This window comes from Pseudomonas sp. BS3767 (assembly GCF_900099665.1).
Taxonomy (GTDB): domain Bacteria; phylum Pseudomonadota; class Gammaproteobacteria; order Pseudomonadales; family Pseudomonadaceae; genus Aquipseudomonas; species Aquipseudomonas cerasi.
This window is the reverse complement of the sequence record NZ_FNCX01000004.1, coordinates 373814-399366: the sequence shown is the minus strand read 5'-3', so window position 1 is coordinate 399366 and position 25553 is coordinate 373814. Positions and strand designations below refer to the sequence as shown.

Annotated in this window: 16 protein-coding genes, 1 pseudogene and 1 riboswitch; of the genes and pseudogenes, 7 read left to right on the top strand and 10 right to left on the bottom strand. The window is 61.1% G+C overall.

Translation table 11 applies throughout. From position 1 onward, the window contains the following. Positions 1-23: 23 nt before the first annotated feature. Positions 24-128: riboswitch (TPP riboswitch) on the bottom strand. Between the two features lie 167 nt (positions 129-295). Next, the gene (locus BLR16_RS14730) at positions 296-1735 is read left to right on the top strand and encodes a TolC family outer membrane protein (RefSeq protein ID WP_003366255.1); all 1440 of its coding nucleotides are present in this window, start codon (positions 296-298) and stop codon (positions 1733-1735) included. Between the two features lie 191 nt (positions 1736-1926). Here BLR16_RS14730 and waaA read toward each other — a convergent pair whose 3' ends face one another. After that, positions 1927-3207 (bottom strand): lipid IV(A) 3-deoxy-D-manno-octulosonic acid transferase, encoded by a 1281-nt coding sequence (gene waaA, locus BLR16_RS14720; RefSeq protein WP_072365025.1) that lies wholly within the window; start codon positions 3205-3207, stop codon positions 1927-1929. Between the two features lie 69 nt (positions 3208-3276). Here waaA and BLR16_RS14715 point away from each other — a divergent pair, with 69 nt between their 5' ends. The 4 genes from BLR16_RS14715 to BLR16_RS14700 are packed head-to-tail and all read left to right on the top strand — an operon-like array spanning position 3277 to position 6644. After that, positions 3277-3609 carry an SMR family transporter gene (locus BLR16_RS14715; protein WP_002551789.1) on the top strand — a complete coding sequence of 111 codons (333 nt, stop codon included), beginning with the start codon at positions 3277-3279 and terminating at the stop codon, positions 3607-3609. A 48-nt stretch (positions 3610-3657) separates the two neighbouring features. Beyond that, the gene (locus BLR16_RS14710; RefSeq protein WP_003431962.1) at positions 3658-4833 is read left to right on the top strand and encodes an NAD(P)/FAD-dependent oxidoreductase; all 1176 of its coding nucleotides are present in this window, start codon (positions 3658-3660) and stop codon (positions 4831-4833) included. Beyond that, positions 4830-5645 carry an aldo/keto reductase gene (locus BLR16_RS14705; RefSeq protein ID WP_003431963.1) on the top strand — a complete coding sequence of 272 codons (816 nt, stop codon included), beginning with the start codon at positions 4830-4832 and terminating at the stop codon, positions 5643-5645. Before BLR16_RS14710 ends, BLR16_RS14705 begins: the two co-directional genes overlap by 4 nt. A gap of 36 nt (positions 5646-5681) precedes the next feature. Further along, a complete protein-coding gene (locus BLR16_RS14700; RefSeq protein WP_003366246.1) occupies positions 5682-6644 on the top strand; it encodes a hypothetical protein in 963 nt (320 codons plus the stop codon). A 65-nt stretch (positions 6645-6709) separates the two neighbouring features. Here the strand turns inward: BLR16_RS14700 and hldE are convergent, their stop codons facing one another. Both hldE and msbA read right to left on the bottom strand, forming a co-directional pair. Next, complete coding sequence (gene hldE, locus BLR16_RS14695) at positions 6710-8131, bottom strand: bifunctional D-glycero-beta-D-manno-heptose-7-phosphate kinase/D-glycero-beta-D-manno-heptose 1-phosphate adenylyltransferase HldE (RefSeq protein WP_044309307.1); 1422 nt, start codon at positions 8129-8131, stop codon at positions 6710-6712. 128 nt (positions 8132-8259) lie between these two features. Next, positions 8260-10062 carry a lipid A export permease/ATP-binding protein MsbA gene (gene msbA / locus BLR16_RS14690; protein ID WP_003431965.1) on the bottom strand — a complete coding sequence of 601 codons (1803 nt, stop codon included), beginning with the start codon at positions 10060-10062 and terminating at the stop codon, positions 8260-8262. Positions 10063-10240: 178 nt separating this feature from the next. Here msbA and BLR16_RS14685 point away from each other — a divergent pair, with 178 nt between their 5' ends. Then, positions 10241-10879: a BUD32 family EKC/KEOPS complex subunit gene (locus BLR16_RS14685; protein ID WP_003366239.1), complete on the top strand. Its 639-nt coding sequence runs from the start codon at positions 10241-10243 to the stop codon at positions 10877-10879. Positions 10880-10927: 48 nt separating this feature from the next. On the opposite strand, the gene BLR16_RS14680 is transcribed toward BLR16_RS14685, so the two are convergent. From BLR16_RS14680 to BLR16_RS14650, 7 genes are read right to left on the bottom strand one after another with little or no spacing between them, the layout of a single operon-like run. Beyond that, the gene (locus BLR16_RS14680) at positions 10928-12097 is read right to left on the bottom strand and encodes a hypothetical protein (RefSeq protein WP_074806773.1); all 1170 of its coding nucleotides are present in this window, start codon (positions 12095-12097) and stop codon (positions 10928-10930) included. Then, the gene (locus BLR16_RS14675; RefSeq protein ID WP_074806771.1) at positions 12087-12860 is read right to left on the bottom strand and encodes a glycosyltransferase family 2 protein; all 774 of its coding nucleotides are present in this window, start codon (positions 12858-12860) and stop codon (positions 12087-12089) included. The genes BLR16_RS14680 and BLR16_RS14675 overlap by 11 nt, the downstream gene beginning before the upstream one ends. Before the next feature lie 31 nt (positions 12861-12891). Further along, positions 12892-13848, bottom strand: a complete 957-nt coding sequence (locus BLR16_RS14670; RefSeq protein WP_074806768.1) for a glycosyltransferase family protein — start codon at positions 13846-13848, stop codon at positions 12892-12894. Between the two features lie 30 nt (positions 13849-13878). Next, positions 13879-15288 (bottom strand): PIG-L family deacetylase, encoded by a 1410-nt coding sequence (locus BLR16_RS14665; protein ID WP_072365029.1) that lies wholly within the window; start codon positions 15286-15288, stop codon positions 13879-13881. Continuing rightward, entirely contained in the window at positions 15285-16181 is an 897-nt protein-coding gene (locus BLR16_RS14660; RefSeq protein WP_054081296.1) for an antimicrobial resistance protein Mig-14, read from the bottom strand. Before BLR16_RS14660 ends, BLR16_RS14665 begins: the two co-directional genes overlap by 4 nt. Then, positions 16181-17311, bottom strand: coding sequence for a glycosyltransferase (locus BLR16_RS14655; protein ID WP_054081295.1), 1131 nt, complete (start codon positions 17309-17311; stop codon positions 16181-16183). The genes BLR16_RS14660 and BLR16_RS14655 overlap by 1 nt, the downstream gene beginning before the upstream one ends. Continuing rightward, positions 17295-19052: a carbamoyltransferase family protein gene (locus tag BLR16_RS14650; protein ID WP_003431977.1), complete on the bottom strand. Its 1758-nt coding sequence runs from the start codon at positions 19050-19052 to the stop codon at positions 17295-17297. Before BLR16_RS14650 ends, BLR16_RS14655 begins: the two co-directional genes overlap by 17 nt. Positions 19053-19353: 301 nt before the next feature. Here BLR16_RS14650 and BLR16_RS14645 point away from each other — a divergent pair. After that, positions 19354-25482, top strand: a pseudogene (locus BLR16_RS14645) (dermonecrotic toxin domain-containing protein). Positions 25483-25553 lie beyond the last annotated feature (71 nt).

Here is a 25553-nt window from a genome sequence, read left to right as displayed (position 1 = left end):
CGGCACTCAAGAGGACTCGCCGGGAGACGAGAAATCTTGTTCCCTACGCAGGCGCTAACCTGATCAGGTTCAACGGGATCCGGTTTAACCGATCTCAGCCTCATAGCAAGGCACCCCGACAAGAACGCCGCCAGTCTATGACGGGGTGCCGTCGCAACGCCAGCCTATTTGCACGGGGCTCGATAAATGGCGCAAATCGACGATTGTTGCCAAAAGCGTCTGGCTCTACACTCCCTAGCCCGGTTTCTCTTCAACCCGAACTGTAATTATTTTCTTCATGAACAGGGAATGCCTCATGTTGCGCAAACTTTCGTTGGTCGTGGCTGTTTCGTTTGCGTCCAGCGGGTTGACCTGGGCAGCCGAATTGCCAATGCCAACGCAGACAGGGCTGTTGAGCGTTTATCAGCAGGCTGTGGACAACAACGCCGACCTCGCAGCCTCACGCGCCGATTACGATGCGCGCAAGGAAGCCGTGCCGCAGGCCCGCGCCGGTTTGCTGCCGAATATTTCCGGCAGCGCCCAGAACAGCAGCACCCGCACCAGCATCGATCAGCCCAGAGCCGTGGCCACCCGCAGCGGCAACCTCTATCAGGCCACGCTGAGCCAGCCGATCTTCCGCGCTGACCGCTGGTTCCAGTTGCAGGCTGCCGAAGCGAGCAACGAACAGGCAGCACTGGAACTGTCGGCTACCGAGCAGAATCTGATCCTGCAATCGGCGCAAAGCTATTTCAGCGTATTGCGTGCACAGGACAATCTGGCCTCGACCAAAGCCGAGGAAGCGGCCTTCAAGCGCCAGCTGGATCAGGCCAACGAGCGCTTCGATGTCGGCCTGTCGGACAAGACCGATGTGCTGCAGGCGCAGGCCAGCTATGACACGTCACGCGCCAGCCGACTGATTGCCCAGCGTCAGGTCGACGACGCCTTTCAGGCGCTGGTGACGCTGACCAACCGCGAATACAACTCGATCGAAGGCATCGTGCATACCCTGCCGGTGCTGGCGCCGACGCCCAATGACGCCAAGGCCTGGGTCGATACTGCCGCGCAGCAGAACCTCAATCTGCTGGCCAGCAACTACGCAGTCAGTGCCGCCGAAGAAACCCTGCGTCAGCGCAAGGCCGGGCACGCGCCGACGCTCGATGCCGTGGCGACCTATCAGCGTGGCGATAACGATGCACTGGGTTTCAGCAACCCCAACTACACCGGCCGCAACTACGGCGGCGACGTCGAGCAGCGCAGCATCGGCGTGCAGCTGAATATCCCGATCTACAGCGGCGGCCTGACCAGTTCACAGGTACGCGAAGCCTATGCGCGCCTGAGCCAGAGCGAGCAGCGCCGTGAAAGCCTGCGTCGTCAGGTGGTGGAAAACACGCGCAACCTGCATCGCGCGGTGAATACCGATGTGGAGCAGGTCCAGGCCCGCAAGCAGTCGATCATCTCCAACCAGAGCGCGCTGGAAGCCACGGAAATCGGTTATCAGGTCGGCACCCGCAACATCGTCGACGTGCTGGATGCGCAACGCCAGCTGTATGCCTCGGTGCGTGACTACAACAACACGCGTTACGACTACATCCTCGACAACCTGCGTCTCAAGCAGGCAGCAGGCACCCTTAACCCGGGCGACCTGCAGGACCTGTCGCGCTACCTGAAGGCCGACTACAACCCGGACAAAGACTTCCTGCCGCCGGACCTGGCGACTGCCGCGCAGAAGAACTTCGAGCGACCTGCAAAGCGCTGAGATTGCTGACCGATCTGGATGCTCTGCGCCCGACTTCAAGTCATGCAGCGCGACGCAGATTTGTGACGCGGAGCGTCACCCAAGGCATTCCCACGCTGGAGCGTGAGGAACGATAGGCGTCTGGACGAGCTCAACTATCGTGCCGACGCTCTGCGTCGGTATGCCGTTCTGGACGCTATGCGTCCTCCGACTCAGCGCCTGCCCATCAACCGCCCGATCCCGTCGAGCAGGCGTTGCAGTGCGCCCTGATTGGCCTTCATCACCTCAAGCCCGGCATCGGCCATGTTGCGCGCCTGCTGCGGCTGGTCGAAAAGACCCTGCACGGCGATGGCCAGCGCTGCTGCATCGTTGACCTCTTGCAACGCACCGGCCTTGCGCAGCATGGCGGCGATCTCGAGGAAGTTGAACAGGTGCGGGCCGCTGAGCACCGGCTTGGCCAGTGCCGCAGGCTCCAGCAGGTTGTGTCCGCCATTGGGCACCAGGCTGCCGCCAACGAAAGCGATGTCAGCCAGTGCATAGAGAAACAGCAATTCCCCCATGGTATCGCCCATCAGCACCGAGACGTCAGACGTGACAGCCTGCGCGGATGAGCGCCTTACCGTCGCAAAGCCCTGCTGCTGACACAACGCATGCACACTGTCGAAACGCTCGGGGTGACGCGGCACCAGAATCAGCAGCGCATCGGGGTGACTGGTCAGTAACGTGCGATGAGCCGCCAGCACGCTTTCATCCTCGCCCGCATGTGTGCTGGCCGCGATCCAGACAGGCCGCTGCGTGGTCTGCCATTGTTCGCGCTGGTGGGCGGCACGCTGCAGAAGCTGCGGGTCGATGCTCAGGTCGAACTTGATCGAGCCGGTCACCGCCACGCACTCGGGACGCGCGCCCAGATCACGAAAGCGCTGCGCCTCAGCTTCAGTCTGCACCGCAAACCAGGCCATTTCCGCCAGCATCGGTCGCGTCAGCCCGGCAAAGCGTGCGTAACCCCGCGCCGAACGCTCCGACAGCCGGGCGTTGGCAAGCACCACAGGAATCCCGCGCAGGGAACACTGATGGATGTGGTTGGGCCACAGCTCGGTTTCCATGATGATCCCCAGCCGTGGCTGTACCTGATCGAGAAAACCAGCAGCCGCCCACGGCAGGTCGTAGGGCAGGTAGCAATGCTGAATTCGCGGCTCACTGGCGAACAGCGCCTTGATTCGCTCCGAACCTGTGGGCGTCATGCAAGTCACAGTGATCGGCAACTGCGGATATTGCACCAGCAGCGACCGAATCATGGGCGCTGCGGCGATGCTTTCACCCACCGACACCGCATGCACCCAGATACCGCCCCGCTGCATGACCGGCAAGCCGCGGGCGAAGCGCTCGCCGATGCGCTGGCGATACGCCGGAGCCTTGCGCGCACGCAACCACAGACGCAGGGCAACCAGCGGCAGGCCGAGATGAAACAGTACGGTATAAAGAGTTCTATTCATGGGCGCGGAGTTTATCAGCCCGCCATCACAAGCCGCTAGAATGCGCAGCCTGACGAAAAGGAATGCACCATGAACGCTTATTACCTGCTGGCTATCGCCGTTTGCGCGGAAGTCATCGCTACCACGTCCATGAAAGCCGTGAAGGGATTCAGTACCCCGCTGCCCCTGTTGCTACTGATTACCGGCTATGCGATCGCGTTCTGGATGCTGATTCTGGTAATGCGCACTATCCCGGTGGGCATCACCTACGCCATCTGGTCGGGCATGGGCATCGTCATGGTCAGCATCGCCGCGTTCTTCATCTACGGCCAGAAACTCGACCTGCCCGCGCTGCTGGGCATGGGCATGATCGTGGCAGGCGTGGCGGTCATTCAGCTGTTCTCGAAAACCGCCGGGCATTGAAAACCCGATCCTTTATAATGCTCGTACTTTTCGCTCACTGAGGTGCTCATGCCATCGGTTATTTCCACTGACGTGCTGATTGTCGGGGCTGGCGTCGCCGGTCTCTGGCTCAATGCCCGGTTGCGTCGTCAAGGGTTCTCGACAGTGCTGGTAGAAAGCGCCAGCCTGGGTGGCGGGCAAAGCCTCAAGTCTCAGGGGATCATCCACGGCGGCGCCAAGTACGCGCTGCACGGCGCGCTGTCCGGCGCCTCCGAAGCCATTGCCGACATGCCGCGTCGCTGGCGTGAGGCCCTCGATGGCAAGGGCGAGCTGGATCTTTCCGGTGTACGCCTGCTGTCCGAGGCCCATTACCTGTGGTCGCCAGGCACCATCGCCGGCAATCTCACCAGTTTCTTCGCCAGCAAGGCCGTGCGCGGTCGCGTGGATCAGGTCAAGGGCGAGCAACTGCCGCCAGCCCTGCAAAACCCCAAATTCAAAGGCAAGGTCTATCGGCTTGCCGAGCTGGTGGTCGATGTACCCAGTCTGATCGGGCGTCTCGCCGAACTGGCCGGTGACAGCCTGCTGGCCGGTCAGCACATCGAGCCGCTCTTCGAGGGCGATGAACTGATCGGTCTGCGCGTCGACGGTCGCGATATCCATGCGCAGCGCATCGTACTCAGTGCCGGCGGCGGTAATGCCGACCTGCTGAACGCGCTTGGCGTATCGCAACCGCAGATGCAGCGCCGCCCGTTGCACATGGTGCTGGTCAAGGGGCCGACCCTGAAGCCGCTGTTCGCTCACTGCCTGGGCGGCGGGCCAAAGCCACGCATCACCGTGACCACGCATCCGGCAGCAGATGGCCAGTGGGTGTGGTATCTGGGCGGCGACCTGGCCGAAGCCGATGGTGTGGCGCGCCAACCGGACGAGCAGATCGCCGTTGCGCGCAAAGAGCTCGAGGCGCTGCTGCCGTGGGTCGATCTGAGTCAGGCGCAGTGGGCGACCCTGCGTGTTGATCGTGCCGAGCCTGCTCAATCAGGACTGGTGCGCCCGGACAACGCCTTCCTCGACAGCCAACAACGTCTGATGATCGGCTGGCCGACCAAGCTGGCCCTGGCTCCGGACTTCGCCGACCGAGTCCTGTCGCAGCTGTCCAGAGACGGTATCCACCCGACCCCGCAAGCTCCGCTGAGCGATGTGCCACGGCCTCCAATGGCCATACCTGTCTGGGATGAGCTGCTGCCATGAGCCTGAAAACCCTGCACGATCTGCATCGCCCGCTGGGCAGTACCGGCCTGAACGTATCGCCGCTGGGGCTGGGCACCGTCAAACTGGGGCGCGACCAGGGCGTCAAATACCCCAGCGGCTTCAAGATTCCCGATGACCAGCAGGCGCAGATGCTGCTGCGCATGGCCCGCGACATGGGCATCAACCTGATCGACACGGCACCTGCCTATGGCACCAGCGAAGAGCGCCTGGGACCGCTGCTGCGCGGTCAGCGCCAGGACTGGGTGATCGTCAGCAAGGTTGGCGAGGAGTTCGTCAACGGCCAGTCTAGCCATGACTTCAGCGCGACCCATACACGCACATCGGTCGAGCGCAGCCTGAAACGTCTTGAAACCGACTTTCTCGATCTGGTCCTGGTGCATTCGGACGGCAACGATCTGGCGATTCTCAACGACGCCGAGGTGTACCAGACACTCGCTGATCTCAAGCGCGAAGGCAAGATTCGCGGCTTCGGCTTTTCCGGCAAGACCGTCGAAGGCGGCCTGCTGGCGCTGCGTGAGGGTGACTGCGCAATGGTCACTTACAATCTCAACGAACAGGATGAAAAGCCGGTACTGGATTACGCGCAGGCTCATGGCAAAGGCATTCTGGTGAAGAAGGCACTGGCCAGTGGTCATGTCTGCCTGACACCCGGCATGGATCCGGTCCACGCCAGTTTCCAGCTACTGTTTGAACATCCGGCGGTTGCCAGTGCTATTGTCGGCACCATCAACCCGTTGCACCTGGCACACAACGTTGCAACTGCCGCTGCCGTGATTTGCCGTCAAGCCTGATTAAGGCGGCCGACCCCAACGCAAGAAGGAGCCGTTATGCCGCGAACACTGATCCGGAAGAATCCCAGCAACTTCAAGACCCTGCCGCTGTTTGTCGAGGCCACTGCGGAAAGCCTGAGCTACCAGAGCGTCGGCATGCCGATGAACTTCGCGCAGACCTTGCAGCGGCGGCGCAAGATCGACGTGCCGGACACCGAACATTTCGCCACCGAGCTGGCCAATCTGGGGGTCTCCGTTCGCCTGACCGTCAGTTGGCAGAACCGCGACTACTGGGTGCTGGTCCGCCAGCGTCGTCAGGATCGCGGCGACGTCGTGCTCAAGCTGATCTCGGGTTATGTCCCGGCCCATGAGCTGACGCTGCCGCTGCACACCGCGATTCAGGAAGTGGCCGAAGAGTGCCTGATCGAAACACCGCAGGGCTGGCTCAGCGGGCTGTTCAAGGAGACCTGGCTGCCTGCGCCCTACGCCGCCGCGCTGCATTATCGCGAGGCCATGCCCTTTCGCCTGAGCCCCCTCTCCGGCGCCGCGAGACCGGTGCGAACCGGCAGCCTGACCCTGTTGGAACGTCCACGGGCCTATGTGCATTTGCCCACGGCGTCCTTGCAGCTGATTTACGACATGCGCCTGGAAATCCCCAAGGAAGCGCGCCCGGTCAGCCTTTTCCATGTCGACGAAGCTCTGGAAAACGATCAACTGGTCGCCCGCCTCAACCGTAGCAAACCTGACCTGTACCTGATGCCGCTGGAGAACGGCGCCCCTCTGCCCGAGCTGTACACGCTCAAGCGTGACAAGCTGAGTCCGGCCGGCACGAGAGGGCTGTACCTGGCCGAGAGCTTCGCTGCGCAGGATGGCTGGGTGGTGCGTGAAGAGCGGATTCGCTGGAAGGACTGGCTGCGTCAGCAGGGCATGGCCCCACCGGCGAAGAAGTCAGGGCTCAAACGCCTGACCGGCAAGGCCCGGGAGCTGCTGCAGATGGCGCGTGGCAGCCTGAGCAAGTAAGTCGGCCAGCGGCTGCAAGGCACTGAAACCTTGAGCGCGCCGGCATTCAAACGACAACGTTGCGGTTACTGGGCGCGAATCTTCTCGACAATCGCGGTGGTGGAGCTGTTTTCCACCAGCCCCAGCACACGTACCTCGCCGCCGTAAGCCTGAACGATATCGGCACCGACCACCTGATCGACACCATAATCACCGCCCTTGACCAGCACGTCGGGCTTGACGTGGGTCAGCAGGTTTTCCGGGGTTCCTTCCGGGAAGCTGATCACCCAGTCCACGGCCCCCAGACCTGCCAGTACCGCCATGCGCCGGTCAACGCTGTTGATCGGTCGGCCCGGCCCTTTCAGGCGGCTGACAGACGCATCGTCGTTGACCGCAACGATCAGGCGATCACCCAAGGCACGCGCCTGCTCCAGGTAGGTCACATGACCTGCGTGGAGAATGTCGAAGCAGCCATTGGTGAAGACGATCTTTTCCTTGTGCGCGCGCGCATCATCGACCGCCAGCAGCAGTTGCTCCAGCCCCAGCACGCCGCGCTCGGAGCCCTCTTCGCGCTGAATCGCCCGGCGCAGCTCCGGGGCGCTGATGGCCGCCGTGCCCAGCTTACCGACCACGATGCCCGCCGCCAGATTGGCCAGCGCCACCGCATGTGGCAGCTCCTCGCCGGCAGCAATCGCTGCCGCCAGGGTAGAGATCACCGTATCACCAGCGCCGGTCACATCGAACACTTCGCGGGCACGGGCCGGCAGGTGCAGCGCCTGCTGATCAGGACGCAACAGGGTCATGCCATGTTCGCCACGGGTCACCAGCAGCGCGCCGAGATCGAGCTCTTGCATCAACTGCGCACCCTTGGTGACCAGTTGTGCCTCATCGACACAATGACCGACGATGGCCTCGAATTCGCTGAGGTTCGGCGTGATCAGGCTCGCGCCGCGATAGATCGCGAAATCCTTGCCCTTGGGATCGGCCAGCACCGGAATGCCGCGCTTGCGGGCGGCCTGAATCAGCGCCTGATGGTTTTTCAGTGCGCCCTTGCCGTAGTCGGACAGGACCAGCACCTTGATGCCGTCCAGCAAGCTGTAAACCTCTGCGCTCAGGGCCAGCGGGTCGGTCCTGAACGGTTCTTCGAAATCGATGCGCAACAATTGCTGGTGGCGACTCATGACACGCAGTTTGACGATGGTCGGCTGATCGGCGATGCGCTGAAAGCGCGCCAGCACACCAGCAGCCTTCAGGCTGTTGGTCAGACTTTCAGCCGCCTCGTCATCCCCCGTCACACCGACCAGCGAAGCGGGGGCGCCCAGCGCAGCGATATTCAAGGCCACGTTGGCAGCACCGCCCGGACGGTCCTCGATCTGATCGACCTTGACCACAGGCACTGGCGCTTCGGGGGAAATACGCGAGGTACCACCATGCCAGTATCTGTCGAGCATGACATCGCCAACCACCAGGACAGGGGCCTGATCAAAGCGCGGCATGGATAGCTTCATGGAACAACCCGTACTTGAAAAATGGACAGGGGCGGAATCTTAGCACAGGGGTTTGCAACCGACAGGCTGTTGAATCACACCACCCAAAAGGCAGGCGGACCGCCTGGGTCCGCCCGGTGAACGTCAGGTCAGACAGCGCCGACAGGCGAAGGCTCGTCCAGCCCCATGGCATGCAGGCGGGCGTAATAGCCGTTCTGCGCCAGCAGCTCAGAGTGCGTACCGCGCTCGACGATCTGCCCGGCATCCATGACCAGAATCAGGTCGGCCTTCTCGATGGTCGAAAGGCGGTGGGCGATGACCAGCGTGGTACGGCCCTTCATGACGTGATCCAGCGCCGCCTGAATGTGCCGTTCGGACTCGGTGTCCAGCGCCGAGGTGGCTTCGTCGAGAATCAGCAAAGGAGCGTTCTTGAGCAGCGCGCGGGCAATGGCCAGACGCTGGCGTTGACCGCCGGACAGCAGCACCCCGTTTTCGCCCACCTGGGTATCGAAACCCTGCGGCAACTGGTCGATGAATTCCTTGGCGTACGCATCAGCGGCAGCCGCTTCGATGTCGGCACGCGGCGCGCCAGCCAGATCGCCGTAGGCAATGTTGTTGGCAATCGTGTCGTTGAACAGCGTGACGTTCTGATTGACCTGAGCAATGTGCCTGCGCAGGTTACGCAAGCGATAATCGTTGATTTCAACGCCATCGAGCAGGATGTTGCCCATGTCGTGCCCGTAGAAACGCGGGATCAGGTTGGCCAGGGTTGACTTGCCGCTGCCGGAACGCCCTACCAGGGCAATCATCTGCCCCGGCGCAGCGGAGAAACTGATGTCGTTCAACACCTGACGCGCAGTCTGCGGGTAGAAGAAGCTGAGGTTCTTCACCTCGAGGTGGCCGGTCACGCGATCACGCTCGATGGTGCCGGTATCGACTTCCTCTTCCACATCCAGCTGTTCGAAAATGCTCTCGGCACCAGCGACACCTTTCTGGATCGTCGAACTGACTTCCGACAGCTGACGAATCGGCTTGGGCAGCAGGCCCGCAGCGGTGATATAGGCAACCAGATCACCCGCAGTCGCGTCGCCACGCAGGAACAGCACCAGGAACATCAGCACCGCCATGGCGCTGTAGATCACCAGTTGCAGCATCGGCGTGTAGATGGCGCCGGTCTTGGTCATGCGCAGCTGCTTTTTGGTGTTGCTGTTGCTGGCCTGGGCAAAGCGCGCCTGCTCGTAGGACTCGCCACCGAAGCTGCGGACTACGCGATAGCCCTGAATGGTTTCCGAGGCAACATGCGTGACATCGCCCATCGCCACCTGGATCTTCTTGCTCTGCTTGCGGAATTTCTTGCTCGCGGTGCCGACCATGACGGCAATCAACGGCAGAATTGCGAGCATCACCAGCGTCAGCTTCCAGTTCATCATCAGCAGATAGATGAACAGGAACACCACGGTCAGGCCTTCGCGAATCACCACCTTGATGGCATCGGTGGCAGCGCCGGTCACCATCGTGACGTTGAAGGTGATGCGCGAGATCAGATGGCCGGAATTGGTCGTGTCGAAGTAGCGATTGGGCAGCACCAGCAGCTTGTTGAACAGCTCTACGCGCAAATCATGCACCAGCCCGAGGGAAACCTTGGCCAGGAAATAGTTGCCCAGAAACGAGCCCAGCCCCTGCCATGCGGCGATCAGCACGATCAGCAGCGGCACGGCCTGCAACAGCTGCAACTCGCGCAGATAAGGGACATTGGGAAACAGCACCGCTTCGGGATTGGTCAGACCGTCGACGAAATATTTCAGGATGCCGGCGAGCATCGGCTGGGTCGAGGCGAAGATCACGAAACCAATGATGCTGAGCAGGAAAATGCCCACATACGGACGCACATAAGACAACAGGCGGAAATAGATTTTCACGCTGGAGGTTGTGGACGATTCGGAGGTTGTCATGAGAATCCGTCGTGTTAAAAAGAGGCCGAATTGTATCACAGCAGTTTTCGCGGCTGCCTGCTGCGGTAACATAGGCGGCTCGTCCATTCCCCGGGGATTCTGATCGCTGCCTGAAGCCTGCACGTCTGGCTTCTGTATGACGACCAGGAACCCCTGGGGCGTAAAAACCGGAGTATCGATGCAAGCGTTTGACCACGCCCATTACCTTGAACTGGTTCAAGGTGCCGAAGTGCTTGAAGCCGACGGCACGGGCGACAAAGTACTCCGTCTGCGTGACGGCTCCATGTTGAAGTTGTTTCGGCGCAAACGCATTGTCAGCTCCGCAGCCTGGTACCCCTACGCGCAGCGCTTCGCAGACAACTGTGAAACGCTGATCAAACGCGGCATTCCCTGCCCGCGCATACGCTCGGTCAGCCGCATCGCCGAGATCGAGCGCGATGCCGTGCATTATGATCCGCTGGCTGGCTTCACCCTGCGTCAGCTGCTGGGCAGTGCGGTGGCCGACGACAAGCTGCGCAGGCAACTGGGAAGCTTCATTGCCGGGCTGCATGAAAAGGGCATCTACTTTCGCTCGGCCCATCTTGGCAACGTGATCCTCACGCCGGAAGGCAGCCTCGGCCTGATTGACATCGCCGACATGAAAACCTATCGCCGCGCCTTGCGCAAAAGCCTTCGCTTGCGCAACTTCAAACACATGCTGCGTTATCAGGAAGACCGCCAATGGCTGCTGGACAACGGCAACCCGGCTTTCCTCGATGGCTACATGAGCGCGCAGACCCTGTGCGACACCTCTGAACTGGCCCAGGCTGTTCAATAAACCTGCCCCATGAAAAATGGCCGCTTTCGAAGCGGCCATTTTTTGACGCTACTGCTGCTGCCTGAGCCGATGCGTCTGCACCACTCGCCCGAGCACCATGGTCGCCGGTAGCAGCACCAGCACCCAAAGCTCGTCTGGGTTGCCGACCAACTGGCCGCCGTCGAAGTTAAGCATGACCAGCGCACACACCAGGTAGAGACCCCAGGCATCGCCGTTGCGCACCGCGTCCCACAGTGTCATCGCCATCACGACCAGAAACATCACCAGCGAAGCGGCACCGGTATACAGCCCCAGCGACACGAAAATATTGTGCGGGTGCTGGATCGGTATGCCGCCCGTCAGGGTCTGGGTCGTGTAGAAATCGACACCACAGCCGAGCACCCAGCCGCAGCGACGCCATTCACCGGTCATGATTTCAAACAGCTCGATGCGGTAGGAATCCCCTCTGACCATCAGCAGGGCGACCCACTGTTCATCCTTGACGAACCAGAAGGCTGCCGCCGCCACGACGCCCAGCGCCAACAAGGCGACTATCGTGCGCAGTGGAAAACGGTACAGCGCATAGGCGGTGCAGACGGCGAACAGAACCGCGCAACCCACCAGCGCAGTGCGCGTCTGCACGACAAAGGCGGTTATCACCAGCGTGACAAGAAGGGCGCAGACGGCCTCGACCCAGCGCCGCTCTCTTGCCCACAGCGGCATGGCCAACGCCAGGCTGCAGACCAGCCAGGCACTGGCGTAGATCACGTTCTCCATTCGCCCCGGCAGAATCGCCACACGCTGGCCGAACTCGAACTGCCCGGTCACCCAGCTGTGAATGCTGCTGAGCAGGATGTACAGGCACAGCGCCCAGAACATGCTGCGCACGAATACACCGCGCCTGAAGAAACCGTTGTCGGTGATCCCGGCCACGATGAAGACAAACAGGCTGACGTAAATGATGTGCTTGTAATACTGGAACTCCTGCGCCTGCAGCGCGGGGACCAGAAAACAGGCCATGAACACCGCCCAGGCGATGCCCAGGGGCTTGGCAAACACGCCAGCGCCGCGGTACTTGATCAGGAAGAACAAGCCCGGCAGCGCCGTGAATGCATAAAACAGATTGTTGGTGATCTTGGCTGAGGGGTTGAGGATGAAACTCAGCAGGAAGATGACGATGGCAGCCGTAAAGTACTGCTGCACTTTGTTGCCGGGTACTCTTATCGGGTCAACTGACATTATTAAGCAACCAACCTGCTACTAGGCCAGCGAGCACTGCGACGATCAGCTTGATGCGATCCCGACGTTTGCGACGCTGTTTGTCAAGCCGCTCCTGCGGCACCTCCACGTGCTCACCAAACCCGGTGTGCAACACGGCATCATTTTCCAGAATCAGAGCGTAACGGTTTTGCGCGGCGAATAATTGTGAAAGTTTCTTCTCGCCACCGTGTTCGGCATAAGGCGCATGCTGCAGGTAATCAGCCAGGCGGCGCAGCCCCGGATTGAAGGAAAAACCCTGCCATTCCGGCTTATGCGAGCCCAGTTTGTAAAACGGGATACCCTCGACCACATCACGCTCGTTCAGGTAAACGTAAGGGCTGTGGATACGCAGATCATGATTGTAGCTGCGCAACCAGACCTGCAAGGCCTGAGGGTCGTGTTCCAGCAGCGTCATCGACTCTTCGATGAAGTGCGGACGGTAGAAATCCCAGTCGTCTTCGCAATGGAACACCCAGGACGTTTCGATCAGCGAATAGGCCGCATCGACAGAGCGCATCTGCCCCAGCTTGGGGTTGTTGATGATGAAGCGCGTATGGGGGTGCCAGTGCTCGGGAATGCACGCCTGGACCCGGGCATCGCCGGAGTCTTCAGTAATCAGCACATGGCGTATGGGCGCAGTGTTGAAATGGTCGAACGTTTCCAGAGTGCGCTTCAACAGGTCGAACCGACCACAACTGGTGACAACCAGCGTAATGTCGCTGTTTTCGCTGAATACCATCATTCGTTCCCAATCATTGAATATTCATAATTCCCTACCATCCCAATCGTGACCGCAGGCGGTCGACCCAATTCGCCGCCGGCATGCTGCGCAGTGGCGCACGCATGGCGTCCACGATGGCTTTTCCAAGGGCATGGAATGTAAAGCGTTCCTCGACCAAAGTCTGCCCATTACGGGATATTTCACTGGCCAGTGTGAAGTTATCGCGCAATTTCGCCAGCTTTTCGCGAAGTTCGGGAATGTCGCGATAGAGCACGATGTTGTGCATGTCGACAAAGCCCAGCGCGCGGTTTTCTTCAGCGCCCTGATCGAAGGCAAGCAGCACACAGCCGCATGCCATCGCCTCGAAATTCTTGATCATGTACTCGCCCATGCCCACGTCGGCACTGACGAAAAAACGGATGCGGTTCAGGGTGTCGCAATACTCTTCGCCGGACTTGGTCCGCGTGACGAGCAGATTCTCGACCTGGCCCAACTCGTCCAGCAACGCCTTGCGGCCGCTGTAGGCCACGCTGTTGGTGCTGCCCACGAAGGCCAGCTCAATGTCACGCTCGCGTGCCTGCAACTGCAGCAGGCTCTGGTCATAGCCCTTGGGCACGAACACCGCATCGAAGCCTTCCTGACGCAGACGCTCGCTGACCATGAACCCCGAACAGATCACCCGCGCCCAGGGCAGCTTGCGGTAGTGCGCGCTGAACTTGCCGGTGTATTTGCACGGAATGTAGTTCTGGTAGGCATCGTGTTCGAGGATGACCAGATTGGGAATCGTGCGGATGAAGCCGACCTGACGCACTTCCTGCTTGAAACGCAGGAAAAACACGATCCGGTCATAGCGGCTGACGTCCACCTCACGGCGGAAATAGCCACGCAGGTTGCGTTGCTCCGCAGAGCTCAGCCAGCGCACTTCGCATTCACAGTGTGCGGCGATGCCGTCATAGAGACGGTCCAGAATCGCACGCTGCTCTTTCTGGACCAGCAGTAGAACTTTCATGGTTTTCCTTGCAGTACTGCGCCTGCTGAATCAGAGATCACGGCTGCACCAGAACAACTCGTGTCGTCGCACCGCCTTGCGGAAGAATTCGTTTTCGCCCTCGGCCGGCCAGTGGCGACCGGCCAGAACGCGCTGCAGCGCACGGCGCACACGGCGCTTGAACGGCATCGGCGGCAGCAGGTCATGCATCATGCCCAACGCCATGGCCTTGTCGCGTTGCGCGGCGACCGACAATTGAAGGCTGTACGGCACCAGCGGCAGCGCGGCATCGAATACCGGTGGCAGGCTGATGCCGCTGTAGGCATCGCCCATCGGCCAACGGTCGTTGTCGTGCAGGTGGTTGGCATAACCGAGCACTACGTCCGGCTGCCATTCGAGCCCGAGCAGGGCTTCACGCACCGCAGCCTGGGCGCAGATGTGATCGGGATGGGGGTCGATGGCAGGATGCGGCATCACCACAACCTGCGGCCGGGCCTTGAGAATCAGCGCGCGCAGGTCGGCGAGCAGGTTGTTCCAGGTCGGCTGGCCGTCGTCGCCGGGCAGTGGCAGGGTATTGAATTGACGGAACAGGCGGGTATCGGTCAGATCCGCCTCCCGCGAGCCAATCGGCATATCCGGCGCAGCCTGCATGGCGGGAAGTTGCAGGCAGAAATAGCCCAATTGCACACACTGCGACTCGGGCACCCCGCCCCAGCGCGCCACGGCGATACTGTCCCAGGCCCGCAAGCGGCCCTTCATGCGCGCAGCTTCGGCGCGCTCCATGCCCATCTGCCGATAATGCTCGGCCTCGATCTCACCGGCGGTCAGCGTGATGATCCACGCCTCCTCGGCCTGGCTGTACAGTCCGAACGCGGCCAGTTCGGCATCATCGGCGTGCGGTGCGATGACCATGACACGCTGTTTTCGCGCATCCGGCTGGCGAAACAGCCAGAGCCGCGGCGTACCGGCCAGACGGCAGCAACGCCCGCGCAGTTTCAGCACACCTGCGGCCAGCGGCTCGCCCAGCCCGGTCAGGTTCAGATAACGCACACCACTGACGCCGCGCTCGAACGCCTGCCGGTCGCTCAGGCCCTGACCTTGCAACTCGACCACCGGATCGAGAAAACGTCCGAGCCAGGTGCTTTTGACCGTCAGCGCCAGTACCAGCGTCTCGTCGCCATTCAGTTGCAAGGCGGGGTCGATCAGCAACGTGCCGCCGTCCAGGCGGACGCCCGGCACTTCGCTGTCGGCAGCAAAGGTGTACTGATAGTCGTCAGACGGCGAATAAAACAGATGATCGGCAAACCAGGCCTCATGAGCGACCCAGGCACACACAGCCAGCAGCGGCGCCAGCCACCAGGCCACCAGCACGCCGACCGCAATCAACAGGAACAGACCACCCAGCAACGCCAGCCGCTTGTTACGGCGATGGCGTTTGAGTAGTTGCTGCTTGCGACTCAAATCTGGAACACCGGAACGGGGTTGCACCATCGGTCCTTGTACTCACGGTCGGCACGACCGAAGGAAAAACGCAGTGATTTGCCCAGTGCGCGGGCGTTCTCCCAGGCGGACTGGGTATTGACGAAGCTCAGCACGCTGCCCGGGCTGAAGTCCCGGGTTTCGGGATCGACACCGCCGTTGACGTACTCGATGCTGACCCACTGCGGCGCTTCGACGCGATACACCAGTTGAATGGCAATCGGCGCATCGTTGAGAAACACCACCGAACCGATCAGCAGTTCGCGCAACAGCTCGATGACCTCGGCCTTGTGCCGGGCACCGGTCGCTTCGAAGCCCCAGCGACGCTGAAACAGATCGCAGTACATATTCGCCAGTTCGGTGCTGCTGAACTCGCTGACAGGCCTTACCGTACCGCCAGCTTCTTCGAGCAGGCGAAGCTCACGACGCTGGTTGTAACGAAATTTCTTGGACAGCTCTTCAGGCGTGCGCGCCATCGCCAGGGATTCGGCCTGTGGCTTGAAGGTACTGATGCGGCCTTCGTTGAGCGAAGACACATAGCGGGCCCGATGGCGGACCGGCACCTGGATATCATCGGCCACCGGCAGAATCAGCTCGGCATTCCCCAGGTCAAACAGCCCTTTTTTGCCATGGCGCTTGAGTTCGTCCTTGGACAGCGCCAGCGAGCGATCCCAGGTGGCGATCGCGGCCTTTACTTCACCGCCCTGCTCCCAGGCCAGATAACGCACAGCGATGCCGGAAAAGGCCGACAGACGCGCAACCACCAACGGATGAGTGGCGACGCTGCCGCCAAACCGCTGCCAGGCCTGCTCGTAGGCAGCCGCATCGATCTGCACCCAGCCACGCTCGCGCCAGCCTTTGAATCGATTGAGCATCAGGCCCCCGCTGTCAGGCTGGAGACTTGTGGCAGACGCCAGAAAACATTACGCACAGCATGGTCGGAAAACCGCTCGCGCAAGCGCAACAGCATGCGCTCGGCACAGTCCTGACGTTGTTCGGCGTCGAGGCCGGCCATATGCACCAGGCCGTTTGCCAGGCTATGTACATCACCCAACGGGAACAGCAGGCCGACGTCTTCGACCACTTCCCTGGCACCGCCGCATGAGGTTGCAACCAGCGGGACACCGGCGACCATCGCTTCCAGCAGGACCATGCCGAACGGTTCGTGGTCCGAGCTCAGGGCGAACACGTCGAATGCCTTGAAGTAGCGGCGCGCATCAGGCACTTGGCCGAGGAAAAGCACCTGCGGGCCGATGCCCAGCTCCAGCGCCAGGGCCTTGAGGCTTTCTTCCAGGCGACCCTTGCCGAGAATCACCAGTTGGCTGTTCTCGGGAAGATCGGGCAGCGCCTCGGCAAAACCGCGCAACAGCGTGGCCTGATCCTTGTCGGGATGCAGGCGACCGACATTGGCGACAATCCAGGCCGATGCCGACAGACCCAGCTCTGCGCGGGCATCTTCAGCGGAAAACTGACTGCCCTGCAGTTGCTCGACATCGATCCGGTTGTACAACGTCTGAATGCGCTCGGCCGGCCACTTGGGCAGGCTGCTGCGCAGGTCGTCGCGAACCGCGTCGGAAACACCGAGCAGGCTCAGGCGCTTGCGAAACAGGTTGGCGAACAGCTTGCGACTGCGCCGGTGGTAATCGCCGAACGCATGATGCACACCGATCACCGGCAACTTCGTCGCCAACAGGGCGATGTACACCGGCTTGAAACGGTGCGCGATGCAAAAGCTGAACGAGCGCGTCGCGGCAATCTTGCGCAGGTCCCGAATGGCGCCCAGCTTCAGGCCACGAATGGCGCTGGAGCTGTATTCCATGAACAGCACTTCGTCCGAACCGCAGTCAGCGACGACATCCGGATCGGCGGCACCGGTCAGAAACACCGTCGTCACCCGATAGCCCTTGCCGGCGAACAGGCTGGCGTATTGCCGCGCGCAGTCCAGAAACGGCCCGTCATAGCCGTGACAGAACTGCAGTACGTGACGTTCAACCGAGCGTGTCATAAGCCTCGACGCCCTCTTTTACCACCAGGATGTCTTCCATGATCAGGTACTCAAGGTCCGAGCCGAAGAACATGTTCAGCGCATCGGTCGGCGAGCAGATCATCGGTTCGCCACGGCGGTTCAGCGAGGTGTTCAGGGACACGCCATTGCCGGTCAGGTTTTCCAGCGCTTTCATCATGTCGTAATAGCGCGGGTTGTATTCGCGCTTGAGCACCTGGGCTCGGGAGGTGCCGTCTTCATGGACGACTTCCGGAACGCGGGTTTTCCACTCTTCGGCCACTTCGAAGGTGAAGGTCATGAACGGTGCCGGGTGATCGATCTTGATCATCTGCGGGGCGACGGTGTCGAGCATCGACGGGCAGAAAGGCCTCCAGCGCTCACGGAACTTGATCTGATGGTTGATGCGGTCGGCCACGCCGGTGACGCTCGGGCAACCAATGATGGAACGACCGCCCAGTGCGCGCGGACCGAACTCCATGCGCCCCTGGAACCAGGCAACCGGGTTGCCCTTGACCATGATCTCGGCAATCCGCTCCGGCGTGTTGTCGATCTGGCGCCAGACCGGCTTGCTTGGGTGACGGGCACAGGCCGCGATTACATCTTCGTTGCTGTACGCAGGGCCGAGGTAGACGTGTTCCATCTTCTCGACCGGCACACCGCGGGCGTGCGATACGTAAGCCGCCGCGCCCACCGCCGTACCGGCATCGCCGGACGCAGGCTGCACGAACAGCTCTTTGACTTCAGGGCGGGCGATGATGCGCTGGTTCAATTTGACGTTCAGCGCACAGCCACCGGCGAAGGCGATCTTGCCGGTTTCCTTGAGGATGTCACCCAGGTAGTGATCCATCATCTGCAGCGCGAGCTTTTCGAACAGCGCCTGCATGCTCGCGGCGTAGTGAATGTAAGGTTCGTCGGCCACGTCACCCACGCGTTTCGGGCCGAGCCATTCGATCAGTTTCGGCGAGAAGTAGAAGCCCTTGCCGTTCTCTTTGTAGCGACGCAGGCCGATGACGTTGGCCAGCTCGGTATTGATGACCAGCTCGCCATTCTCGAAGGTCGCCAGACGCGAAAAATCATACTTGCTGGCATCGCCGTACGGTGCCATGCCCATGACCTTGAATTCGCCGTCGAGCATCTCGAAACCGAGGAACTCGGTAATCGCGCCGTACAGGCCGCCCAGCGAGTCCGGATCGAAGAATTCCTTGATCTTGTGGATCTTGCCGTTTTCACCGTAGCCGAAGAAGGTCGTGGCGTACTCGCCCTTGCCGTCGATGCCCATGATCGCGGTTTTCTCGGTGAAACCGGAACAATGGTAGGCACTGGAAGCATGGGCCAGATGGTGCTCGACCGGCTCGATCTTGATCTTTTTCGGATCGAAGCCCAGTTGCTCGAGGCACCAGACAATCTTGTTGCGATAGCGCTTGTAACGGCGATTACCCATCAGCAGCGCATCGAGGGCGCGATCCGGCGCGTACCAGTAACGCTTGGCGTAGTGCCAGCGGGCCTTGCCGAACAGGCTGATCGGGGCGAACGGAATCGCGACCACGTCGACATCCGAAGGCTTGATGCCTGCCTGTTCCAGACAGAACTTCGCCGACTCGTAGGGCATGCGGTTCTTTGCGTGCTTGTCACGAACGAAGCGCTCTTCTTCGGCCGCTGCTATCAGCTTGCCGTCGATGTAAAGCGCTGCGGAAGGATCATGGCTAAGGGCGCCGGACAGGCCAAGGATCGTCAATGCCACTAGTGTCTAGCCTCTTTAGTCTGCATGCAGGCGCAGGGCGCCCGAGAAAAGGTGTGCCCCCGCACAGCGGGCTGAGGGCAGCTAAAGGGCGGGATTATAGCGTAATGACCAACGATTGGCTCGACGCGCTGAAATGTCACTGAAGGCGGCCCGCCAGACGGTGTACGAAACGTCTCTTTCGCCATGCTGCATATTTATCTACGGCGTTGCTGCCCGTTGCATCTGATTAATTGAGGCCTTTAGTCGCAGCCCCCGAGGCCGCCGATCAAACCTCAGCGCATTGCGCAATGGAAAGCCTGTCATGACACAAACACCACCCTCTCTGGATTTCAACCTTTCAACGCCGAGCCCTGTACCGACGACGCCCGGCGATACCTGGCCTGAAGCGTCCGCAGCGCTGAAAAGGCTCGACGAACTGCGCACCCTTCTGGCCAGGGAACTGGACGCGCTGCCCAGGGCCGGCGAGGCCTTGCTGAGCGCCCTCGACAACGATGACGTGTCCGAACGCGAACCGGAGATCGTCAGCCTGTTGCAGCAGATCGACGACTACTGGACGGCCCCGGGCGAAACCGGTGAAAGCCGCCGTGATCGCCTCTTGCCAGCCCTGCAAAGGGCTGTGTATGACGAAGTCCACGTCAGGATTCACGAGCGCGATTTCGACAGTGGCTACCTGGCCTGCCTGCCCGAGGCGCCCGAGCAGGCGCAAGGCCCGGCACTCGCCTGTTCGACCGTGTGGGTGCAGCTGCACGATGACGAACAGATTGAAATGGCCGGCGTGCTGGTGATTTCTCAAGGTCAGGGGCGCACACTATTGATGCTGCCAGGGCTTGGTATCACCGCTTTTGCCACGCCGCCCATGATGGCCAAAACCCTTGCGCAGTGGCTCAACACGCCAACACTGCGCGATGCGCTGTTCAGCAGCGCGGAACGACAGCATCAGGACCGGCTGGCCGAGATAGCTCAGGACGCCGACCTGTACCTGGAACCGTTCACGGCTGCCGATGTGCAATTGCAGCCCGTTACCACGGCACCGTTCCTTCACGCGTTCGACAGGCTGCTGAACAAACAACGCAACGACATCCGTTATGCCTGCGAACAGCACGGCACGGCGGATCGGCTCACGCGTCAGTCGCAAATCCAGCAGGCCATCGACATGCCAGGCCTGCTAGGCCCCGCCGCCATGCTCGAGCTGCGGGAACTGACCAACAGACAACGTCAGTACCAGCGCAACTTGCCCGAATGGATGAAGATCGCCAGCGAGGCTGACCTGCAGACCTATGCCCGGCACCTGCAACGCTACGACGCGGCGCATGCCGCAATGCTGAGTGTGCTGGGCAGCGCAGCGTCGCCGGAGCGGTTTGCCGAAATGCAGTTGCGCGCGCGCCTGGCCAATGACCTGGGTCATGATCTGGACCCTCGGGCCTTGATCATCGACACCCGTCGCACGCTGCCAGCGACGAGCGAGACCTACCACGTGACGCTGCCACTGACCGAACTGGCGCTCTATGGCCTGCATCCGGGCGACGAGACAGCAGGCTCGGACTTCCTCGACCAGACGGTTATTACCCTCGATGGCCAGCCGCTGGACGCTGCGTACTCGACATTGAGCCCGACCTACCTTGCCGGGGTGATTGATGAACTCGACCTGCGCGCGGTGTTTGGCAATTTCCAGCGCGAGGCCTGTCAGCAGGAACACAACCAACGGATGCTGCGCGCACTGGCGCGGGTCCGAATGACCACGCTCGGCTGGGCGGCGAAGATGCAGGGGCATATCCAGCCCGATGATTTTGCCATTGTTGAAGCGCTGACCAGCACGGCGGCGAGTGCGCCTGATCCCACGGTACGCGTGCAGCAGATCAAACTGAACGACCGTAACGTGGTGGCCAGATTACTGGTGTTCCGCAAGCAGGATGCCCAAGGCCAGACGCAACGGCTGATCATGTTCGCCAGCGAGGCACCCGGGCAGCAGTATTTCAAGGCCTTCGACACCGACACCCAGCTGTTGCATGAAGTGGTCGGCTGGACCGCATCGCCCGCAATGATGGCCTGGCTGCTTGATCAGGTAGCGGTCGCAGCGCGTCCGGAACTGGCCGCGCAACTGACGGCCCTCAGCGAAAAACCCCAGCCCGCAAAGGACTTTCTGCAATTCATCGATCACCCCGACTGCGAGACGGCACTGCGCAGTTTTACCGACGAGCAGACCCGCGTATTGCTCTCAGAGCAGGCCCGCCATACCCCGGACTGGTACCTGCGCGCCAGCCGTGCCCAGCGCCGGGAATTACTGGCCCTTGAGCGCGCCATCGATGGCGCGCTCGGCAACTATCAGGCCCAGCCGCACACCAGGGTTCAGTCGTTCCAGGATTACGTACACCAGCGTGCCAGCCAGCAGATCGGCAAACTGCTGGGCGTCCCTGCAGGTACGGTAGACCCTGACCTGATCGTGATCACCAGCGAGCGCGAAACGCTGACCTACACCGACATGCTGCTCAACGGCTACAACGACAGCATCGACCCCTTGCGCACGTCGGCAGCCACCGACGCCACGTTCAGCGGCCCGCCGGGTATCGACCTGAGCGCACTGTCACCTGCGGCGGTCGCAGGCTCGGTGCGTGGCCAGTGGCTGGCCGACGAGTACATTGCGCTGATCAGAAACACCCTGCTGAACAGCGAAAACGATGGCTACGCCTACCGCCGCCAATGCAGCGTGATGATCACCCAACTGCAGATGAAGGCCGCTGCACTGCGCTGCCTTCTGAAAGGTCATATCGAGCGTACGCAGTATGTCTGGCTCAAGCAATCACTGGATAACGCGCACCTGAGCGACTCGGCTTCACGCGAGCGATACCCGCTCTATCCCCTGCAAATACATGTGGATAAACCGCTGATCGCCTCGGGCCTGACCGATGTCGATCAACTGGTTATCCCCGGCCCGCTGCTGACCCACATCGAAACCGTTCAGGGCTGCCTGGTCATTTTGCCGACGCAGATCCGACACGCCGCGCTGCTTTATACGCCGCAGGCACCTGACGGTATCGAATTCCGCCTGTTCAGCGACTTCGTGAGCTCGCTGGATAGCGAAGGGATGATCGATTACTACAAGGATCGCTGCCGCATCAAGGCACGCCGGACCCTGTCGTTCTTCCTGCGGGACATGCAGAAGGGCAATGCCAACAAGCCTCCGGTCATCCCCAAGGCATTTATCTCAGACGTTGCCGATACCTGTTTCAACCGGCCGCTGGAGCGCAGGTTGCGTGATGTGGAAGAAACCACCACGGGTCGCAACGACATGCTGGCGAAGCTGATCTGGGTCAGTGTCGAAATCATTGCCACGGCCCTGACCCTGCCCTTTCCGCCGGCAAGCTTTGCGGTGGGCAGCCTGATTTCATTGCATGACAGCGGGCAGGCACTGGTTGCGCTGAGCGCGGGCGACCGGGAGCGCGCCACGAGCTAAATGCTGTCGGCACTGCTCAACGGCCTCGGTGCAGGCAGCGATTTGCTGGTGGGCCTGAAAGGACTTGGCGGTGTGTTGCATCAACTTGAGAGCGGTCAGCATTCGACCCCGGTGCTACGTTCGTTCCAGCGCCAGCCTTCTCTGCCGCGTTACGAGGATCTGTACCCGGTAGAGCTGCAAGAGCAGGTATTGCTGCTCGGCACGCCCAACGTCCACGGGCATGCTGCGGTTTTCCAAGCGTCCCCTGTCGCCTCGGCACCCCCGCGGGCAACCGGTCAGTTCGCTGCACGCGAACTCGGTGGCGCCTGGCAGCCACTTCTCCCCCTGCCCCCAGCAGCGCAGCACGCACCATCCGGTTTGCGCCTCGACCTGGCCGTCGACATTTCGCTGGATAACGTGCCACGTATCGCTGATGGTCACGCAAAGGGCGTGCATGCGATCAATGGAAAACACTATATCCAGCTGTCAGACCGGGCCTTTGAGGTTCAATACGACGCACACGGGCGGTACTGGCAGATCATCGACCCCGCCAATCCGTTCGCCTTCTTCGGCAAACAGCCGGTTCGCCTGAATGACCAGGGCCTGTGGCAAGTCGTCCAACGGCAGCGCCTGGGCGGCGGCGGGCTGGACGATCCGGGCACTTATCGCCCGCTGCCTGAGGAAGCCAGCGCAAGCTCAAGCTCCCTGAATATCCTGAGCGACTATCAGATGCCTGGCGGCATGCGCGCGCATCTGGATGTCGTCATCAGCAAGGAAGCCTTCGATCCGACCGGCGCAGGCCTGGAAGTCTATTTCGAAACGTATTTCACCGAGGTGCGTCGGGCCTTCACTGCACGCCGGGAAAAGCTCTATCAGGACGCCCAGGCCTTTTTTGCCCGATTCACGCCTCCACCCAGGCCGCCCCTGCCCACCTATGAACTGCCCGGCAGTGTCGACACACTCATCAAGCACATCTTCAGTCACACTAACGGGCTGGTGTTCAGCGAAGCCCCGAAGTCGGTGGCCAGCAAGCGTCTGCTCCTGCTCAACATGCCCTTGCTCGCAGAGCAGCGTGTCGAGGTGCTGTACATCGAGCACCTGCTGATCGACAAACACCTTCGCAAGCTGGCCAGGTATCGCCAACTGGGTAAAAAGAGTCGCTCCGGCTCTCATGAACTCAAGTATTACCTGCAAGAGACCAATCGCGGCGCCTTGAACAACACAAGCACCGAATTCGATTACTACCACCTGATCAAGGCAGCCCACCGTTACGGGATCGAGGTGCGCCCGTTCAGTTCGTCGATCAGCTATCCGTTTCTCGGCCATACGGTGCTGAGCGCTGCCGATGACCCGGCAGCCGCCATGAAAATGAGCAATTTCTTCGGCCACAAGGTTATCAGCCACGACATCGAGCCGGCCTCTGCCAGACGCTGGGTAGCACTGCTCGACCAGAAGCTTGCCACGACCCACGATCAAGTGCCCGGCATCGCTGAAATGCAAGGGGCCGTCAGCGTGCATGTCCAGGACATACCCGCCGGACGACCGACACGCATCAGGCGAAGCGCGGACCTGATACATGAAAACACGCCGACTCACTATGACTTCAGCATAGCGTTTGCCGACCCGACGCTGCCCGCCCAACCGCTGCCGCCTGCCACTGCGCTGGATGACGTGCTGATCCGCGAGCTGGGCGACCCGGCCGCGATTGCCGGGGGTGAGCGCTGGACGGGTGATTACGGGTTTGTTCTGGACGAAAACGATACCTGGCTACGCGTGGAGCCCGATGACTGGAGCGTTGACAGGCCGATGACCGCCATCCAGCAATCGCTGACCGATGCCACCTACGAAATGCCGATGGAGACCAGAACAACGCTGCATGGCCTGGCGAACTTCGAAAAGAAGGGCCTTGATATGGAGTATTTTTTTGAAGACATCGAACTCGACACTGTGCGCAATACATTCGACCTGCGGCGCACGACGCTACGACAGGACGCCGCCCGGATCAGCGCGGCTCAACTGCCGCCTCGCCCGACGTTACCGGCGATCGAAGCGCAGACAAGCACTGCCGGACTGCTTGAAACCCTGTATCGCCATACCGAAGGCCTGGTTATTGGCGAGTCACACTCTTCGCTCGCCAGCAAAAAGCTGATCATCGACAACCTGCCGCTGCTGTCGCAGCAGAACGTCAAAACGCTGTACATGGAGCACCTGCTGAGCGATCTGCATCAGGCGGATCTGGATCATTTCCTTGAAACGGGGCAGATGAGTAAAACCTTGCTGTATGACCTGAAAACCCTGGACCGCGGGTATCACACCGATCCGGCCGGGATCTACACCTTCGAACGGCTGATCATCAGGGCACGGCAGCAAGGTCTGGAGATTCGCGCCATCGATTGCGCAAGCAGTTACCACCTCAAAGGCATCGCCGATCAAGAGTCCATTACCCGCCAGCAAATGATGAATTACTTTGCCTCGCGCACGATCCGCAGGCATCAGGACGTGATGGGCTCGCATAAATGGATCGCGCTGGTGGGCAACAGCCACTCCAATACCTATCAGGGCGTCGTGCCTGGCATTGCCGAACTGGAAGGCGGGATCGGCCTGCGGGTCGTCGATGTGGCTCCGGGGCATTCGAGGGGAATAACGCTGGATCCGGGGGAGCTCGTCTCGGGTGGCATAGCGGATGAAAAGGTCTACATCAAAGCTGATTATCGGGTGGAGATGGAGGTACTGCGCTCACAGCCGGTCAGGCTGCCAAGCATCGAGAAACGCCTTTCCAGGCCTGGAATGTTTCTGATACAGGAGGGTGAAGGCAATCTGCAAACCATCGTCCATCGCGCACGCGACACCTGGATTCACCACACACCGGTACTGCGCAATGCCGAAGGCAAACTGTACATCGAACGTCTGCGCTGGCCGCGCATCCACCTCAAACCCTTCGACGACATTGATGCACTGGTGGCAGCACTCGAAGCAATGAACCTCACACGCATCACCTGAGGATGCCGATGCTCCGCGTCACACAGAGGACGCGGAGCGTCCGGAACTGCATGCCAACGCGGAGCATTGGC

What these genes read in the sequence shown, in the direction of transcription:
- BLR16_RS14730 (WP_003366255.1), top strand. Translation starts at nt 296, where the DNA reads ATGTTGCGCAAACTTTCGTTGGTCGTGGCTGTTTCGTTTGCGTCCAGC.
- waaA (WP_072365025.1), bottom strand. Translation starts at nt 3,207, where the DNA reads ATGAATAGAACTCTTTATACCGTACTGTTTCATCTCGGCCTGCCGCTG.
- BLR16_RS14715 (WP_002551789.1), top strand. Translation starts at nt 3,277, where the DNA reads ATGAACGCTTATTACCTGCTGGCTATCGCCGTTTGCGCGGAAGTCATC.
- BLR16_RS14710 (WP_003431962.1), top strand. Translation starts at nt 3,658, where the DNA reads ATGCCATCGGTTATTTCCACTGACGTGCTGATTGTCGGGGCTGGCGTC.
- BLR16_RS14705 (WP_003431963.1), top strand. Translation starts at nt 4,830, where the DNA reads ATGAGCCTGAAAACCCTGCACGATCTGCATCGCCCGCTGGGCAGTACC.
- BLR16_RS14700 (WP_003366246.1), top strand. Translation starts at nt 5,682, where the DNA reads ATGCCGCGAACACTGATCCGGAAGAATCCCAGCAACTTCAAGACCCTG.
- hldE (WP_044309307.1), bottom strand. Translation starts at nt 8,131, where the DNA reads ATGAAGCTATCCATGCCGCGCTTTGATCAGGCCCCTGTCCTGGTGGTT.
- msbA (WP_003431965.1), bottom strand. Translation starts at nt 10,062, where the DNA reads ATGACAACCTCCGAATCGTCCACAACCTCCAGCGTGAAAATCTATTTC.
- BLR16_RS14685 (WP_003366239.1), top strand. Translation starts at nt 10,241, where the DNA reads ATGCAAGCGTTTGACCACGCCCATTACCTTGAACTGGTTCAAGGTGCC.
- BLR16_RS14680 (WP_074806773.1), bottom strand. Translation starts at nt 12,097, where the DNA reads ATGTCAGTTGACCCGATAAGAGTACCCGGCAACAAAGTGCAGCAGTAC.
- BLR16_RS14675 (WP_074806771.1), bottom strand. Translation starts at nt 12,860, where the DNA reads ATGATGGTATTCAGCGAAAACAGCGACATTACGCTGGTTGTCACCAGT.
- BLR16_RS14670 (WP_074806768.1), bottom strand. Translation starts at nt 13,848, where the DNA reads ATGAAAGTTCTACTGCTGGTCCAGAAAGAGCAGCGTGCGATTCTGGAC.
- BLR16_RS14660 (WP_054081296.1), bottom strand. Translation starts at nt 16,181, where the DNA reads ATGCTCAATCGATTCAAAGGCTGGCGCGAGCGTGGCTGGGTGCAGATC.
- BLR16_RS14655 (WP_054081295.1), bottom strand. Translation starts at nt 17,311, where the DNA reads ATGACACGCTCGGTTGAACGTCACGTACTGCAGTTCTGTCACGGCTAT.